The sequence below is a fragment of the Microbacterium meiriae genome, from assembly GCF_025143875.1.
GTDB classification, from domain to species: Bacteria; Actinomycetota; Actinomycetes; order Actinomycetales; family Microbacteriaceae; genus Microbacterium; species Microbacterium meiriae.
Genome location: NZ_JAMBDU010000010.1, coordinates 33,949 through 49,339, shown reverse-complemented (window position 1 = coordinate 49,339; position 15,391 = coordinate 33,949). Strand labels below are relative to the sequence as shown.

General features: G+C 70.5%; 15 protein-coding genes. 4 read left to right on the top strand and 11 right to left on the bottom strand.

Annotated elements, in window-relative coordinates; translation table 11 throughout:
- Window positions 1–10: 10 nt before the first annotated feature.
- From M4D53_RS08150 to M4D53_RS08135, 4 genes are read right to left on the bottom strand one after another with little or no spacing between them, the layout of a single operon-like run.
- Window positions 11–484: an ASCH domain-containing protein gene (locus tag M4D53_RS08150; protein ID WP_259953350.1), complete on the bottom strand. Its 474-nt coding sequence runs from the start codon at window positions 482–484 to the stop codon at window positions 11–13.
- A gap of 3 nt (window positions 485–487) precedes the next feature.
- Entirely contained in the window at window positions 488–2,131 is a 1,644-nt protein-coding gene (locus M4D53_RS08145) for a cytochrome b/b6 domain-containing protein (protein ID WP_259953349.1), read from the bottom strand.
- Window positions 2,132–2,133: 2 nt separating this feature from the next.
- Window positions 2,134–3,105: an electron transfer flavoprotein subunit alpha/FixB family protein gene (locus M4D53_RS08140; protein WP_259953347.1), complete on the bottom strand. Its 972-nt coding sequence runs from the start codon at window positions 3,103–3,105 to the stop codon at window positions 2,134–2,136.
- 1 nt (window position 3,106) lies between these two features.
- On the bottom strand, window positions 3,107–3,883 hold the full coding sequence (locus M4D53_RS08135) for an electron transfer flavoprotein subunit beta/FixA family protein (RefSeq protein WP_259953345.1): 777 nt from the start codon (window positions 3,881–3,883) through the stop codon (window positions 3,107–3,109).
- A gap of 175 nt (window positions 3,884–4,058) precedes the next feature.
- Between M4D53_RS08135 and M4D53_RS08130 the strand changes: the two genes are divergently transcribed.
- From M4D53_RS08130 to M4D53_RS08120, 3 genes are read left to right on the top strand one after another with little or no spacing between them, the layout of a single operon-like run.
- The gene (locus M4D53_RS08130) at window positions 4,059–4,595 is read left to right on the top strand and encodes a MarR family winged helix-turn-helix transcriptional regulator (RefSeq protein ID WP_259953343.1); all 537 of its coding nucleotides are present in this window, start codon (window positions 4,059–4,061) and stop codon (window positions 4,593–4,595) included.
- Window positions 4,595–5,065 (top strand): SRPBCC family protein, encoded by a 471-nt coding sequence (locus tag M4D53_RS08125; protein ID WP_259953341.1) that lies wholly within the window; start codon window positions 4,595–4,597, stop codon window positions 5,063–5,065. Before M4D53_RS08130 ends, M4D53_RS08125 begins: the two co-directional genes overlap by 1 nt.
- On the top strand, window positions 5,062–5,505 hold the full coding sequence (locus tag M4D53_RS08120; RefSeq protein ID WP_259953339.1) for a YdeI/OmpD-associated family protein: 444 nt from the start codon (window positions 5,062–5,064) through the stop codon (window positions 5,503–5,505). Before M4D53_RS08125 ends, M4D53_RS08120 begins: the two co-directional genes overlap by 4 nt.
- Window positions 5,506–5,598: 93 nt before the next feature.
- Here M4D53_RS08120 and M4D53_RS08115 read toward each other — a convergent pair whose 3' ends face one another.
- The 4 genes from M4D53_RS08115 to M4D53_RS08100 form a co-directional block, all read right to left on the bottom strand.
- Window positions 5,599–6,375: an enoyl-CoA hydratase-related protein gene (locus tag M4D53_RS08115; protein WP_259953419.1), complete on the bottom strand. Its 777-nt coding sequence runs from the start codon at window positions 6,373–6,375 to the stop codon at window positions 5,599–5,601.
- A gap of 105 nt (window positions 6,376–6,480) precedes the next feature.
- Window positions 6,481–7,359 (bottom strand): 3-hydroxyisobutyrate dehydrogenase, encoded by an 879-nt coding sequence (gene mmsB, locus M4D53_RS08110; protein WP_259953336.1) that lies wholly within the window; start codon window positions 7,357–7,359, stop codon window positions 6,481–6,483.
- The gene (locus M4D53_RS08105) at window positions 7,356–8,537 is read right to left on the bottom strand and encodes an acyl-CoA dehydrogenase family protein (RefSeq protein ID WP_259953335.1); all 1,182 of its coding nucleotides are present in this window, start codon (window positions 8,535–8,537) and stop codon (window positions 7,356–7,358) included. Before M4D53_RS08105 ends, mmsB begins: the two co-directional genes overlap by 4 nt.
- A gap of 9 nt (window positions 8,538–8,546) precedes the next feature.
- Entirely contained in the window at window positions 8,547–10,046 is a 1,500-nt protein-coding gene (locus M4D53_RS08100) for a CoA-acylating methylmalonate-semialdehyde dehydrogenase (RefSeq protein WP_259953334.1), read from the bottom strand.
- A 944-nt stretch (window positions 10,047–10,990) separates the two neighbouring features.
- Between M4D53_RS08100 and M4D53_RS08095 the strand changes: the two genes are divergently transcribed.
- On the top strand, window positions 10,991–11,575 hold the full coding sequence (locus M4D53_RS08095; protein ID WP_259953418.1) for an antibiotic biosynthesis monooxygenase: 585 nt from the start codon (window positions 10,991–10,993) through the stop codon (window positions 11,573–11,575).
- 13 nt (window positions 11,576–11,588) lie between these two features.
- Here M4D53_RS08095 and M4D53_RS08090 read toward each other — a convergent pair whose 3' ends face one another.
- From M4D53_RS08090 to prpB, 3 genes are all read right to left on the bottom strand, one after another.
- Window positions 11,589–13,076, bottom strand: coding sequence for an MFS transporter (locus M4D53_RS08090; RefSeq protein ID WP_259953333.1), 1,488 nt, complete (start codon window positions 13,074–13,076; stop codon window positions 11,589–11,591).
- 170 nt (window positions 13,077–13,246) lie between these two features.
- Window positions 13,247–14,380: a bifunctional 2-methylcitrate synthase/citrate synthase gene (locus tag M4D53_RS08085; RefSeq protein ID WP_187662493.1), complete on the bottom strand. Its 1,134-nt coding sequence runs from the start codon at window positions 14,378–14,380 to the stop codon at window positions 13,247–13,249.
- 2 nt (window positions 14,381–14,382) lie between these two features.
- A complete protein-coding gene (gene prpB, locus M4D53_RS08080; protein ID WP_259953332.1) occupies window positions 14,383–15,285 on the bottom strand; it encodes a methylisocitrate lyase in 903 nt (300 codons plus the stop codon).
- Between the last annotated feature and the right edge of the window lie 106 nt (window positions 15,286–15,391).

Here is a 15,391-nt window from a genome sequence, read left to right as displayed (position 1 = left end):
CTCCCTCTTCTCAGTCCTCCGTGCCGGCCGGCAGGAGCAGCCGGAAGCGCTCGCACAGCACCGGCATGTCGGGTTCGTAGCCGCGCGGGTTCTCGGAGTGGGTGCGCCAGTAGCGCTCGTGCACCTCGCGCCAGTGCGCCAGGGTACGATCCCCCTCCCCCTCGTCGAAGGCGTGCGCCTCGTCGACCTCGTCGAACGGAACGATGTCGATCGCCGTGGTCTCGATCACGGCGCGCGGAGCGCCGGTCCCATCGAGGATGATGCTGAGCTCGCCGACGGTCGGCAGCGGATCCCCCGACTCCTCGTAGTCCCAGAGAGAGGACGCCGTGCCCACCTTGATACCCGCGAGCACGAGCTCCAGGAGCTCGTCGGCGTGCTCCGGCGTCGCGCCGAAACCCCACGCCTCGGGAAGAGGCTCCGGCAGGTGGGGCAGCGCGATGCGGGTCTCGCGCCAGTAGTCCTCGATGGCGGTGCGATCGGTCATGGATCAGCGCCCCGAGACCTTGCCGAACGCCTTCGCGATCGGGGCGAGCACGAGCGGACGCGCAGCGACCCAGGCGACCGCGATCACGACGAGCGAGGCGATGAACACCCAGAATCCCGTCCACGTCGCGGCATCCTGCGCGGCGAACATGTGGTTGAGGTTCCGCAGGAAGCCGGTCAGCATCACGAGCGCGACGTGCGCGATGATGAACGCCACGAAGTAGAGCATCACCGGGAAGTGCAGGGCACGCGCCCACTCCACCGGGTACGCCTTCGACAGGCGCTCCGCCCTCTTGGGCCAGAGCCCCGACATGCGGAACCCGGTGACCGCGGCGAGCGGCGCCGCGAGGAAGACGGTGACGAAGTAGGCGAGCTGCTGCAGGCTGTTGTAGTTGTTCCAGCCGTTCTCGTGCGGCCAGTCGAACGAGATGTACTGGAGGGCCGCCGACAGCGCGTTCGGGAACACCTCCCAGCTCGTCGGCACGATCCGCACCCAGTGCCCGGTGACGAACAGCAGGACGACGAAGATCACGCCGTTGACCAGCCACAGGATGTCGAGCGCCTGGTGGAACCAGAGGTTCAGGCTGATCTTGCCCTTCGGGTTGTTCCGCGGGGACCAGAACACGCTCGGCCGCTTCTCGGTGCGCACCTGCAGCCCCGAGCGGATGATCAGCACGATCAGGAACATGTTGAAGAAGTGCGCCCAGTTGACCCACGGCGCGAAGCCGGGCTCGACCGGGATCGGTGGCTCGTACTCGCCAGGGAAGGCCGCCAGGAAGTCCTGCATGAACGGGAGGCTCAGCAGCGTGCGGACGAGGGCCACGGCCGCGGCCGCGAGCACGCCGAGGGCGGCGGCGCCGAACAGCGTCGCGATCGCCTGGGTCCAGGTCGGGCGCCGGCGAGCGCCGGAGACGGTCGATGAGGCGGCGGCCGGGAGATGCCGCGGTGCTCGACCGTTCCAGACCGTACGGGTCCAGGGCAGCGGCGCGCTGATGTCGGCGCCGGTGGCGAGCGCGGTCCCCGGGACAGCGGCGGGGTCGGAGACGAGGGTCGCGGACGGCGCCGCCGTCTCCGGGATCGCGGAGACATCCGCCGCCACGGCCGCGGACGGAGGGGAGGTCGGACGGGCGGGCACGGTCCCCGCGGGGGGCCAGGGCTCGCCACCCGGGACTCGGGGCAGTCCGCGGCGGACGCTCTCGCCTGCGGCGGGCGTCTCGGGAGCGGGCGCCGCAGCAGGAGTCCGAGCCGGCGCGGCGGACGACGCGGCGGCAGCGGGCGCGGCAGGAGGCGCAACGGCCGCGGCGGAAGGTGCGGTCTCGCCCGGCACCGCGGCGGGTGCGGACGACGCCGCGAGCGCGGCCCCGACCGTAGACGGCGGCCAGGGCTCACCGCCCGGAACGCGCGGGAGACCCCGGCGGAGTGCCCGACGCGGCGCGGCGTCCGGCTGCGCAGCCTGGACGCCGGTGGCGTCCGGCGTGACCGCGGCGGGGCCGTCCTCCCCGCCCTCCGTCGTCGCAGAGACCGGCGTCGCCACCGGCGCCTCGACGGCGACGGCCGCATCGACGGTCTCGACCGTCGCATCGGCGGGCGGCCACGGCTCGCCGCCCGGCACCCGCGGAAGCCCGCGGCGCAGCACCCGCGTCGCCATGACTACTTCTTCCGCGCCTCGAGCGCGGCGATCACCTGCGGGACGATCGCGAACACGTCGCCGACGATGCCGAAGTCGGCGACGTCGAAGATCGGCGCCTCCGGGTCCTTGTTGATCGCCACGATGTTCTTCGACGTCTGCATGCCGGCGCGATGCTGAATCGCCCCGGAGATCCCGAGCGCGACATAGAGCTGCGGCGACACCGAGACCCCGGTCTGCCCGACCTGGTGGGACTGCGGGATGTAGCCCGCGTCGACCGCGGCGCGCGAGGCACCCACGGCCGCGCCGAGAGCGTCGGCGAGCTCCTCGACGAGCACGAACTTCTCCTTCGACGCGAGGCCGCGGCCACCGGAGACGACGCGGGTCGCTCCGCGCAGCTCGGGACGGGACGAGGTGGCCTCGACGGTCTCGACGGGGCCCGCCGTCGCGGCGACCGCTCCTGACGGGGTGACCGCGAGCTGCTCGATCTGCGGGGAGGCGACCGCCTCGGCCCTGGCCTCCACCGCGCCCTGCCGCACCGTGACGACGAGCGTGCCGTACGTCGCGGCCGCATCGACGAGGTACGCCCCGCCGTAGACCGAGTGGTGGGCGACGATGCCCTCGTCGTCGCGGGAGACCCCGACGGCATCCACGGCGAGAGCGCTCTTCGATCGCACCGCGAACCGGCCGGCGACATCGCGCCCGGAGATCGAGTTCGAGATGAGGACGGCTTCGGGCTGCGCCTGCACGGCGGCGGCCTGCAGCGCGTCGACGATCGGGACCGTGAGCGCCGACGGGTCGCCCTCGGCCGTGAGCACGACCGCGGCTCCGGCCGCCGCGGCCGTGGCGACCGCGGACTCGGAACCGCCGACGATCAGCGCCACCGGGGTGCCGATGCCCGCCGCCGCGCCGAGGAGTCCGGCCGCGCTGCTGGCGAGCTCGCCGGACGGGTCGACGTCGAGGAGCACGAGGATCGGGTTCTCGGGGTACGCCATGTCACACCAGCCTGTTCTGCACGAGGAACTCGACGAGCTTCTCGGCGGCATCGCCCTCGTCGGTGATCTTGACACCGGCCGCCCGCGGAGGCTTCTCGGAGACGGCGGTCATGATGGTGCGCGGAGCCGCCGCGGGGTCCGCCGACACGTCGAGGTCGGCGAGGGACAGCACCTCCAGCGGCTTCTTCTTCGCCGCCATGATCCCCTTGAAGTTCGGGAACCGGGCGTCAGGGAGCGCCTCGGTGATGGAGATCACGGCGGGCAGCGGCGCGGTCACCTGCTGGTTCCCCGCGTCCGCGCCCCGGGTGCCGGAGATGCCCTCGGCCGTGATCTCGACCGCGGAGAGGGCGGTGGCCTGCGCCCAGCCGAGGTGCTCGGCGAGCATCGCGGGCAGGACGCCACCGGCGCCGTCGGTGGACAGGTTGCCGGTGATGACGAGGTCGGGGGCGCCACGGCGGATCGCGGCGGCGAGGACCTCGGCGGTGAGTCCCAGGTCGGCGCCGACGAGCTGCTCGTCGACGATGTGGATCGCGGAGGCGGCGCCGATCGCGAGGGCCCGTCGCACCGACGCGGTCGCGCTCTCCGGCGCCATCGTGAGGGCCACGACCTCGGTGCCCTCGTTCTTGTCGGCGTAGGAGAGAGCGACCTCGAGGGCCCGTTCCGTGATCTCGTCGAGGACCACATCCCCGGCGCCGCGATCGGCGAGGCCGGTCTCCAGATTCAACGTGCGATCACCATAGGTGTCCGGCACCTCTTTGACCAGGACGAAGATCTTCATCGAATGCTCCTCACGACACGCTGAGTCTATCCGCCCGCTCTTCTATGTAGCCAAAGGCAGAGGGATCCGCAGGCTGCACCCGACATTTCGGTCACGAATGTATACATAGTCGACAGTTGCCGTCCTCGGCTCGCCGCTGGCGACCGGGGGCGCCCTCCCCCGGTACCGTAGAGACGTGGTCCGACCCCGCCCGCTTCCCGTCGACCCGCTCGCCGAGGCGAAGCGGCAGTGGATCGCGCACGGCTGGACCGAGGCCGCAGACGGCATGACGGTCGTCACGTCGGTGATGCGGGCACAGCAGCTCCTCCTCGCCCGCGTCGACGCGGCCCTCAAACCCTTCGCGCTGAGCTTCGCGCGGTACGAGGTGCTCCGGCTGCTCGCCTTCAGCCGGGCCGGACGACTGCCGCTGTCGAGCGTCGTCGCGCGCCTGCAGGTCCACGCCACCACCATCACCAGCACCGCCGAGCGGCTCGTGCGCGACGGCCTCGTGATCCGCGAACCGCACCCCCACGACGGACGCGCCGCGATGCTCGCCCTGACCGACGCCGGGCGCGACCTCGTCGAGCGCGCCACGACCGCCCTGAACGCCGACGTCTTCGCCGATCCCGGCATGAGCGAGGCCGATGCCGCGGAGCTCGTCGCCATCGTCGCCCGCCTGCGCCGTGACGCCGGCGACTTCATCGATCCGCGCCCCCTCCCCGAACCGCTCTGATGCCCCGGTTCGTGCTCGACACCGTGACCGCGGCGCCCCGCCCGGTCGTCTTCGCCGCGGCTCTGGACCCCGAACTGCATCTGCAGTCCATGGCGCGCTACAGCGAGACCATGATCGAGGAGCCTGCGGGCGGCGCGTTCACCGAGGGGTCCACGGTGACCTGGCGCGCGCGGCACTTCGGCATCCCGTTCCGCCTGCGCTCCGTGGTGTTCGACATCGACGCGCCGCATCGGTTCACGGACCGTCAGATCGCCGGACCGTTCCGCGAGCTCCGGCACGAGCATGTGTTCGAGGAGCACCCGCGTGGCACCCTCATGCGGGACACCGTCGCGTTCCGGTCGCCTTTCGGGCCCCTCGGCCGCCTCGTCGACGCCCTGGTCCTGGGGCGGTACATGGAGCGGCTGATCGCGGAGCGCAACACCGCCCTCGTCGCCGCGATCGAGGACGGCGGGCGTACTCTTCCTGCATGAGCGAACTGCGCGTGCACACCGTCCTCACCGGTCGCGGTCCCGCCGCGGCGATCCTCCTCACCGACGAACAGGTGGCCTCCTTCGGCGCGGGGAAGACCTTCCCGGTCGCGGTCACGATCGGCGGCCGCACCGCCCGCCTGCGCCTGGCCCGGATGGGCGGCGAGAACATGATCGGTCTCAGCAAGGCCGCCCGCGCAGACCTCGCGGTGGAGATCGACCAGGAGGTGGACGCCGTGATCCGGCTCGACACCGCAGAGCGGACGGTCGAGGTGCCGGCCGCCCTGGCCGCCGCCCTCGACGTCGACCCCGCGGTGCGCGCCGCCTTCGACGCCCTCTCCCCCTCAGCGCGGAAGGAGCACGCCAGGGCGGTCGCCGACGCCAAGCAGGACGCGACGCGCGACCGTCGGATCGCGAAGATCGTGGAGTCCCTGCGCGGCTGACCCGTTCACAACTCAGGAGAATTGCGGCCGACTGGGCCCCGGCACCGCAGAACGCCGGCTCCGCGACTCGACCTCCTGAGTTGTGAACCGCGATCAGCTGTTCTGGAAGTCGGGCGTGCGCTTCTCGCGGAAGGCCGACATCCCCTCCTTCTGGTCGTGCGTGTCGAACAGCGCCGCGAACGCCTGCTTCTCATGGGCGAGGCCGGCGGACAGCGTCGTCTCCATCGCTGCATCGAGCGCGGCCTTGGCGGCGTAGACCGACGGCAGCGACTTCGACGCGATCGTCTCCGCCAACGTCGTCGCCTCGGCCAGGAGGTCCGCCGCCGGGACGACGCGGGACACGAGTCCGGAACGCTCCGCTTCCTCGGCCCCCATGAAGCGGCCGGACAGCACGAGCTCCGCGGCCTTGTAGTACCCGACCGCGCGGATGAGCCGCTGCGTGCCGCCCATGCCGGGGATCACGCCGAGATTGATCTCCGGCTGTCCGAACTTCGCAGTGTCCGCGGCGAGGATGATGTCGCACATCATCGCCAGCTCGCAGCCGCCGCCGAGCGCGAATCCGGAGACCGCCGCGATGACCGGGGTGCGCACGGCAGCGAAGTCGTGCCAGACGCCGAAGTGGTCGGTCTCGAGCATCTCCGCCGCGGACATGCCCTCCATCTCCTTGATGTCGGCACCCGCCGCGAAGGCCTTCTCGGAGCCGGTCAGGACGATCGCCCCGATCCCGTCATCCGCATCGAAGGCCTGCGCGGCCGCGGTGACCTCCTCGGCGAGCCGGCTGTTCAGCGCGTTGAGCGCCTCCGGACGGTGGAGGGTGATCCACCCCACGCGTCCGCGCTGCTCCACCAGGATCGTCTCGTACTCGGTCATCGCTGCCGCCTTCCTGTCGTTTGTCATCCACCCTCCCCTTCGAATCGCCCGATGTGCTGCATTTCGGCCGGATTCGGCGCCAATCGCGCGATTCGAAAGCCGGGGTCAGCCGCGGATGTCGGTGATGATGCCGGAGAAGTCGCGGGCGGCGCCGTCGCCGGCGGCGTAGGCGGCGTACAGCTCCTGCGCCAGACGACCCATCCGGGCATCCGTCGAGGTCTGCTCGATGGCCTGCAGCGCGAGACCGAGGTCCTTCGCCATGAGTGCCCCCGCGAACCCCGGCTGGTAGTCCCGGTTCGCGGGGCTCGTGGGCACCGGTCCGGGCACGGGACAGTTCGTGGTGAGCGCCCAGCACTGCCCGGACGCCTGGGACACCACGTCGAACAGGGCCTGATGCTCGAGTCCGAGCCGCTCGCCCAGCACGAACGCCTCGGCCACGGCGATCTGCGACACCGCGAGCACCATGTTGTTGCAGACCTTCGCCGCCTGTCCGAGTCCCGGTCCGCCGCAGTGCACGATGCGCTTTCCCATGATCTCCAGCAGCGGAAGCGCCGCCGCGAAGTCGTCGTCGGAGCCCCCGACCATGAACGCCAGGGTCCCGGCCTCCGCCCCGACCACACCTCCGGAGACTGGAGCGTCGATGTGCCGATGGCCCGCGGCGAGCGCGAGCGCATGAGCGGCCCGCGCCTCGTCCACCGCGATGGTCGACGACTCGATGAACAGCGTCCCGGGGCGCGCGGCCGCCAGCAGCTCCGTGCGGTAGGCCTCGATGACGTGCTTCCCCGCCGGGAACATCGTCACCACGACCTCCGCGTCCGCCACCGCCTCCGCGCCGCTCGCCGCCACGGGGATCCCGCCCGCCCGCGCCGCCTCGATGGCCGCGGGCACGAGGTCGAAGCCGTGCACCTCGTGTCCGGCGGCGACGAGGTTCTTCGCCATCGGCAGTCCCATGTGCCCGAGCCCGAGGAAGGCCACGCGGGTCATGATGCGCTCCGCATCGACGCCGACCCCGCGGGTCGCAGCATCTCCCGGCCGACGATGAGGCGCATGATCTCGTTCGTCCCCTCGAGGATCTGGTGCACGCGGAGGTCGCGGACGATCTTCTCGATGCCGTAGTCCTGCAGGTAGCCGTAGCCGCCGTGCAGCTGGAGGGCGCGGTTGGCCACCTCGAAGCCGGCGTCGGTCGCGAAGCGCTTGGCCATTGCGCAGCGCATCGTCGCGTCCGGCGCCTTCTCGTCCACCGCCTCCGCGCCGTCGCGCACCATCAGCCTCGCCGCCTGCAGGTCGGTGCGCATGTCGGCGATCGCGAAGAGGATCGACTGCTTCTCCGCCAGCGGCTCCCCGAACGCGACGCGCTCGTGCACGTACTGCACGGCCTTGTCGAGCGCTGCCTGCGCACCGCCGATCGAGCACGCCGCGATGTTGAGGCGTCCGCCGTTGAGCGCCGACATCGCGATCGCGAAGCCGCGGCCCTCGTCGCCGAGCATCGCGGACGCCGGCACCCGCACGCCGTCCATGATCACGGGACGGGTGGGCTGCGCGTGCCACCCCATCTTCTTCTCCGGGGCGCCGAAGCTCAGGTTCTCCGCGTCGCCGGGGACGAGGAAGGCGCTGATGCCCCGGGCTCCCGGCTCGCCGGTCCGCGCCATGACGACGTATACCGCGGCCTCACCGGCTCCGGAGATGAACTGCTTCACCCCGGTCAGCACGTACTCGTCGCCCTCGCGGACGGCGCTGGTCGCGATGTTCGCCGCGTCGGATCCGGCTCCCGGCTCCGTGAGGCAGTAGCCGCCGAACTCCTGCATGGCGGTCAGCGACGGCAGCCAGCGCGACCGCTGCTCGTCGTCGCCGTAGGTGTCGATCATCCACACCACCATGTTGTGGATGGAGATGTAGGCGGCCACGGCAGGGTCGGCCTTGGCGAGCTCCTCGAAGATGGCGACGGTGTCGACGCGGGTGAGCCCCGTGCCGCCGAACTCCTCGCTCACATAGATCCCGCCGAGGCCGAGCTCGCCACCGCGCTGGAGCGACTCGCGCGGGAACAGGTGCTTCTCGTCGCGTTCGGCGGCGAACGGAGCGAGCTCCGCGTCGGCGAACTCCCGCACGGCGTCGAGGATCGCCTCGCGCTCCTCGTCGGTGGTGGTGACAGTGGTCATGGTCATCGCGTGTCCTTAGTGCATGGTGGGGATCACGAAGCTCGCGCCCTCGCGGATCCCCGACGGCCAGCGGCTCGTCACGGTCTTGGTCTTCGTGTAGAAGCGGAAGGCGTCGGCGCCGTGCTGGTTGAGGTCGCCGAAGCCGCTGCGCTTCCAGCCGCCGAACGTGTAGTAGGCGATCGGCACCGGGATGGGCACGTTCACGCCCACCATCCCGACCTCCACCCGAGCGGCGAAGTCGCGGGCGGCATCGCCGTCGCGCGTGAAGATGGCGACGCCGTTGCCGTATTCGTGCTCGGAGGCCATGCGCAGCGCCTCCTCGTAGTCGGCGGCGCGGGCGATCACGAGCACCGGGCCGAAGATCTCCTCACGGTAGATCGCCATGTCGGTGGTCACGTGGTCGAACAGGGTCGGTCCGAGGTAGAAGCCCTCCTCGTGCCCGGGGACCGTGAAACCGCGGCCGTCGGCGAGCAGTGTCGCCCCCTCATCGATCCCCTGCTGGATGTAGCCCTCGACCCGCTCGACCGCGGCACTCGTGACGAGGGGGCCGTAGTCGACGTCCTTCGCCAGGGACGGCCCGACCCGCAGCTGGGCGACGCGTTCGGTGAGCTTGGCGGCGAGGGCGTCCGCGGTCTCCTCGCCGACCGGGACCGCGACGGAGATGGCCATGCACCGCTCCCCCGCGGAGCCGTAGCCGGCGCCGATGAGGGCGTCGACGGCCTGGTCGAGGTCGGCGTCGGGCATCACGATCATGTGGTTCTTCGCGCCGCCGAAGCACTGCGCCCGCTTGCCGTGAGCGGCCGCGGTGGCGTAGATGTACTCGGCGATGGGCGTGGAGCCCACGAAGCCGACCGCGCGGATCCGGTCGTCGGTGAGCAGCGTGTCCACCGCCTCCTTGTCTCCGTGCACGACGTTGAGGACACCGGCGGGCAGGCCCGCCTCGAGGAACAGCTCGGCGAGGCGCACGGGCACGGAGGGGTCGCGCTCGCTCGGCTTGAGCACCACGGCGTTGCCGGCGGCGAGGGCGGGGCCGGCCTTCCACAGCGGGATCATGGCGGGGAAGTTGAAGGGCGTGATCGCCGCGACGACCCCGAGCGGCTGCCGCATCGAGTACACGTCGATGCCCGCCCCGGCCCCGGTGGAGTACTCGCCCTTGAGCAGGTGCGGGGCCCCGGCGGAGAACTCGATGACCTCGAGACCCCGCTGGATGTCACCCTTGGCGTCGTCGACGGTCTTGCCGTGCTCGCTCGCGAGGAGTTCGGCGAGCGAGGTCATCTCCTGCTGCACGAGGTCGAGGAACCGCAGGAGGACGCGGGCGCGCTTCTGCGGGTTGGTCGCCGCCCACGCGGCCTGGGCCTGCTCGGCGTTCCCGATGACGCGGCGCACCTCCTCCGCGGATGCGAGCGGCACCCGGGCCTGCACGGCGCCGGTGCTCGGATCGAAGACGTCGGCGAAGCGGCCGTCTTCCGGGGTGACATGCGTTCCGCCCACGAAGTGCGGGATAGTGCGGGTCATTGTGCGACATCCCTCCGTGCCCTCTTTGGCACATCGGCGAGTTTACTCCGACGACCGTGAAAATACGAGGACGTCCTTGTATCTCTCGTCGTCGGGCAGACGAGTGGCCGCACGGCGCCGTTCGCCCCTCGTTCACCCGCTGGCCACCTGGGCCGATTACAACTGCAGATGCACGGCACAGACTCAGACCGGATCGGGTAGTCGCGTCTCCCGTGCACACGGTGAGCACTCTCGCTCCCGAGACCCCCGCCGAATCGGGTCGGCGGGGGTCTTCTTCTTCCCTTCGAACCCAGCCCGACAGCAGCGGTGGGAGCGTGGGGGCATGGGACGACGACACGAGCTTCCGGCCGGTTTCGGGGCGGACTTCGCGGTACGGACGGCGCGGCTGCACGGCGTGAGCCGCGGTCGATTGCGCGGATCCGACCGGACACTTCTTCAGCCACGAGACCGCGGCCTCGATCTGGGGAGGCCCGCTACCGCTCGCCTTCGACGACCGCGGGAGCGTCGCGACGGCGGACGACCTCGCCCTCCACGTCAGCGCGTCCGGCAGGATCCCGTTCCCTCGCGCCCGCGGCGTGACCGGACACCGCACGCTGTCCAGCCTCACCTCGATCCGTTATCGGGACGGCCTCCGGGTGACCTCCCCCGCCGCGACCTGGGTCTCCCTCGGCACGCTGCCGCTCGCGGACCTGGTGGCGCTCGGCGACTACTTCTGCCGACGCTGGAGGCCGGGGGTCGGGCGGCCGGATGTCGCGAGGCAGCCCTGGGCGACGATCGATGAGCTGCGGGAGATGCTGGCGGCATCCGGCCCGGATCTGGAGCCAATCGCGCGACTCGAAGGAGAACTAGAATCGACCAGGCGCCGCGACCCTGGCGCCGTCGCCCCGCGTCCGCACCCCGACGCCGCTCACCCCGAGGACCGCACCATGTCCGCATCCGCCCCTGTGTCCGAACCCGTCACCGTCTCCATCCGCCGCGAGGTCGACCCGGAGCGCATCGCCGAGGCGACCGCGTGGGTGCAGACCGGGGTGAACCTCGCGACGAAGTACCCGGGCTTCCTCGGCTCCGGCTGGGTCCGTGCCGGCGAGGACTCCCAGGTCTGGCACATGCTCTACCGCTTCGCGAGCGAGGACGCGCTCACCGCGTGGGAGCAGTCCGGGGAACGCGCGTGGTGGCTGTCGATGGGCCAGGGCTTCGTCCGCAGCGAGAGGTCCAAGCGCCGCTCGGGCATCGAGGGCTGGTTCGACGAGCCGTCCACCGGCTCCATCCCCGTCGTCGACCCGGACGGCACGACGAGCACCGTGACCGTCGCCCCGGCGCCGCCGCGGTGGAAGCAGGCCGTCTCGATCTGGCTCGGCTTCTTCCCCGTGAACCTCGCGTTCACCTACGCCATGAGCCCGGTGCCGGGATGGGACGCCGTTCCGCTGTGGCTCCGCGTGCTCATCACCACCCTCGTGCTCACGCCGATCATGACGTACTGGGTGCTGCCGTTCGTCACGCGCTCCCTGCGGAACTGGCTCGCCCGCTAGCGGAAACGCCTTCTCAGGAGCCGGACTCCGCTCCCGGGGTGACGCCCTTCTTCGCCGGTTCCACGAGCGAGAGCGGATCGGCGATGTCCTCCAGCGACTTCCCGGCCGCACTGACGCCGAAGACGCCGCACACGACGCCGCCGAACATCATGATCGCCGCACCGAGCACGTACCCCCAGAACAGCGGACCGCGGTCGCCCGACTCCGCGCTCGCACCGATCAGCGCGCCGTAGAGCACCGGAGCGACAGCGCCGACGAGCTGCCCGATGGAGAACACGTAGGAGATCACCTGGCTGCGCAGTTCGAGCGGGAAGATCTCGCTCACGGTCAGGTACGCGGCCGATGCTCCGGCCGAGGCGAAGAAGAACGACGCGCACCAGAACGCCGTGTGCGTGCCCGCGTTCAGCACACCCGCGTTGAAGAGGAAGGCGCTGACGAGCAGGATCAGACCCGCGAGCACATAGGTGCCGAACAGCATCCGCCGACGGCCCCACGTGTCGAAGAAGTGGCCGAGGATGAGGGCGCCCGCGAGGTTGCCGACCGCGAAGACGATGAAGTACTGCGATGCGGATGCCGGCGGGGTGTCGTAGAAGTTCTCCAGCACGAGCGCGTAGGTGAAGAAGATCGCGTTGTAGAGGAAGGACTGCGTCACCATCATCGTGATGCCGACGAGGGTGCGCCGCGGGTACTTCTTGAACAGCACCTTCGCTATCACGAGGAGCGGGACGCTGCCGTACTCCTTGACGGTGATGGCCTTGCTCTCGTCCACGGGCTCGATCGACTTGCCCTCCTTGCGGATGCGCTCCTCGATCTCGTCGACGTTGCGCTCGGCCTCCTCCTCGCGGCCGTGCGTCATCTGCCAGCGGGGGCTCTCCGGGATGTGCCGCCGCAGCCAGATGATGAGGATGCCGAGGATCGGACCGACGAAGAAGCTCAGCCGCCAGCCGATGTCGGCGGGGAGGAGGTCGGTGTTGAGGAAGAACATGTTGGCCACGGCACCGAGCGCCGCACCGCCCCAGTAGGTGCCGTTGATGGCGATGTCGACGCGGCCGCGGTACTTCGCGGGGATGATCTCGTCGATGGCCGAGTTGATCGCCGCGTACTCGCCGCCGATGCCCGCGCCGGCGACGAAGCGCCAGATGTAGAAGAACCAGGGGGCGAACGCGAGACCGGCGACGGCCGACCCGACGAGGTACACCCCGAGCGAGAGCAGGAAGAGGTTCTTGCGGCCGAGGCGGTCGGCGAGGCGGCCGAACACGAGGGCGCCGAACACCTGGCCGAGCAGGTAGCAGGTGCCGGCGAGGCCGACCTCGGCGGGACCCATCCCCAGCGTCTGCGCGTAGCCGTTGGCCGCGACGATCTGCACCTCGAGGCCGTCGAGGATCCAGGAGAACCCGAGTCCGACGACGATCATCCAGTGGAAGCGCGACCAGGGGAGCCGGTCCATGCGCGCGGGGACGAGCGACCGGACCTCCTTGACGGTGACGTCGGACGCGGACATGGGGCCTCCTTCTCGCGGGACATGCTTTCGTCCCGGATCCGGTTTACTCCTCCCGGAAATCCGCCGCATCCGCTTGACCCGGGGGCCGTCGGCACGCTACTGCTCCGAATCGCGCGAATGGCTCCATCCCGCGGTGAGATGGAGCCATTCAGGCGATTCGAACGGAGGGGTCAGCCGGCCACGTGCCGCTCGTCGGGGCCGTCGTAGTGGGACAGCGGACGGATCAGGGCGTTCGCGCCGGCCTGCTCGATGACGTGGGCCGTCCATCCCGTCACCCGCGCCGCGACGAACAGCGGCGTGAAGGTGAGCGTGTCGAAGCCGATGAGGCTGTACGCGGGGCCGGACGGGTAGTCGAGGTTCGGGTGGATGCCCTTGCGCTCGACGAACTGCGACTCCAGCGCGTCGTACAGCTCGGCGACGTCCTCCCGGCCGTAGTGCGCGACGAGGGTGTCGAGCGCGGCCTTCATGGTCGGCACCCGTGAGTCGCCGTTCTTGTAGACGCGGTGTCCGAAGCCCATGATCTTGCGCTTCTCCGCGAGAGCCTTGTCGAGCCAGGTCTCGACGGCGTCCGCCGATCCGATCTCCTTGAAGATGTGCAGCACGGCCTCGTTCGCCCCGCCGTGCAGCGGGCCCTTGAGCGCACCGATGGCCCCGACCACAGCCGAGTAGATGTCGCTGAGGGTCGAGGTGATGACCCGGGCGGTGAAGGTCGAGGCGTTGAAGGAGTGCTCGGCGTAGAGGATCATCGACCGGTTGAAGGCGTCGACCACGACGTCGTCGGCCTCTTCCCCGAAGGTCATCCAGAGGAAGTTCGCCGAGTAGTCGAGGTCGTCGCGCGGAGGGATGAGCTCCTGGCCACGACGGCGACGCTGACCGTAGGCGACGATGGCCGGCAGCGCCGCGAACAGGCGGATGCTGCGCGCCAGGTTCTGCTCCGGGCTGCCACCGGCGTCGAGCACCGAGCCGCCGGCCTCGGGGTCCGATGCGCCGATCAGGCTGACCGCGGTGCGCACCTCGTCCATCGGATGCGCCTCGAGCGGCACGAGATCGATCGCGGCCTTGACGTTGTCGGCCAGGGCGCGGTGCTTGCGCTCCTCCAGCCGGAACGCGGCCAGCTCGTCGCCCGTCGGCAGCTCGCCGTTCCACAGCAGGTACGCCACCGCCTCGAAGGACTGCGTGTCGGCGAGCTCCTGCACGGGATAGCCGCGGTAGAGCAGGCTGTTCGTCTCGGGGTTGACCTTCGAGATCGCGGTCGTGTCGACGACGACGCCCGCGAGGCCCTTCTTGATGTCCGGCTCGGTCATGGTCACTCCTTCGTAACGGTGAAGTTGAAGACGCCGGAGTCGAAACGGTTGTACGACTCGTAGTCGATCAGCTCGTAGAGGTCGGCGCGGTGCTGCATCTCGCCGAGCTTCGAGGTCAGGTGCCCCTCGTCGTTCAGCGTATCCAGTGCGCGGCCCGCGGCCCCCATCGAGATGCGCAGCAGCGACACCGGCCAGATGACCATGCGCACCCCGGCATCGCGGAGACTGTCGACGGAGAACAGCTCGCTCTTGCCGAACTCGGTCATGTTCGCGAGGATCGGCACGTCCAGCGCCGCGGCCATGGCCTCGAACTCGCCGATCGTGCGCATCGCCTCGGGGAAGATCGCATCGGCTCCCGCGTCGACGAGCGCCTGGGCCCGGTCGATCGCGGCATCCAGCCCCTCGATCGCCCGGATGTCGGTGCGCGCCATGATCAGGAAGTTCTCGTCACGGCGGGCGTCGGCGGCTGCGCGGATGCGCTTGATTGCGGTGTCCTCGTCGACCACGGCCTTGCCGTCGAGGTGGCCGCAGCGCTTGGGGTTGATCTGGTCCTCGATGTGCGTTCCCGCGAGGCCAGCGTCCTCGAGCTCCTGGATCGTGCGGGCGACGTTCATCGGCTCCCCAAAGCCGGTGTCGGCGTCGACGATCGCGGGGAGGTCGGTCATCCGGGCGATCTGCTTCGCCCGCCCGGCGACCTCGGTGAGCGTGGTGAGGCCGATGTCGGGCAGGCCGAGGTCGGCGGAGAGCACGGCGCCCGAGATGTAGACCCCCTCGAACCCCTTCTGCTCGATCAGTCGGGCGCTCAGGGGGTTGAACGCGCCGGGGAAGCGCAGCAGCTCCCCGGAGGCGAGCCGTTCCCGGAACAGGCGCCGCTTCTCGGCCGGCGTCGTGGTGGAGTACAGCATCAGTTGCTCCCCTTCGATCGATGTTCACAACGCAGGAGACCGGCGGGGGAAAGTGCCGTGTAGGCGGTCAGCCGACGCGTTCCGCGCCGATTCTCCTGAGTTATGA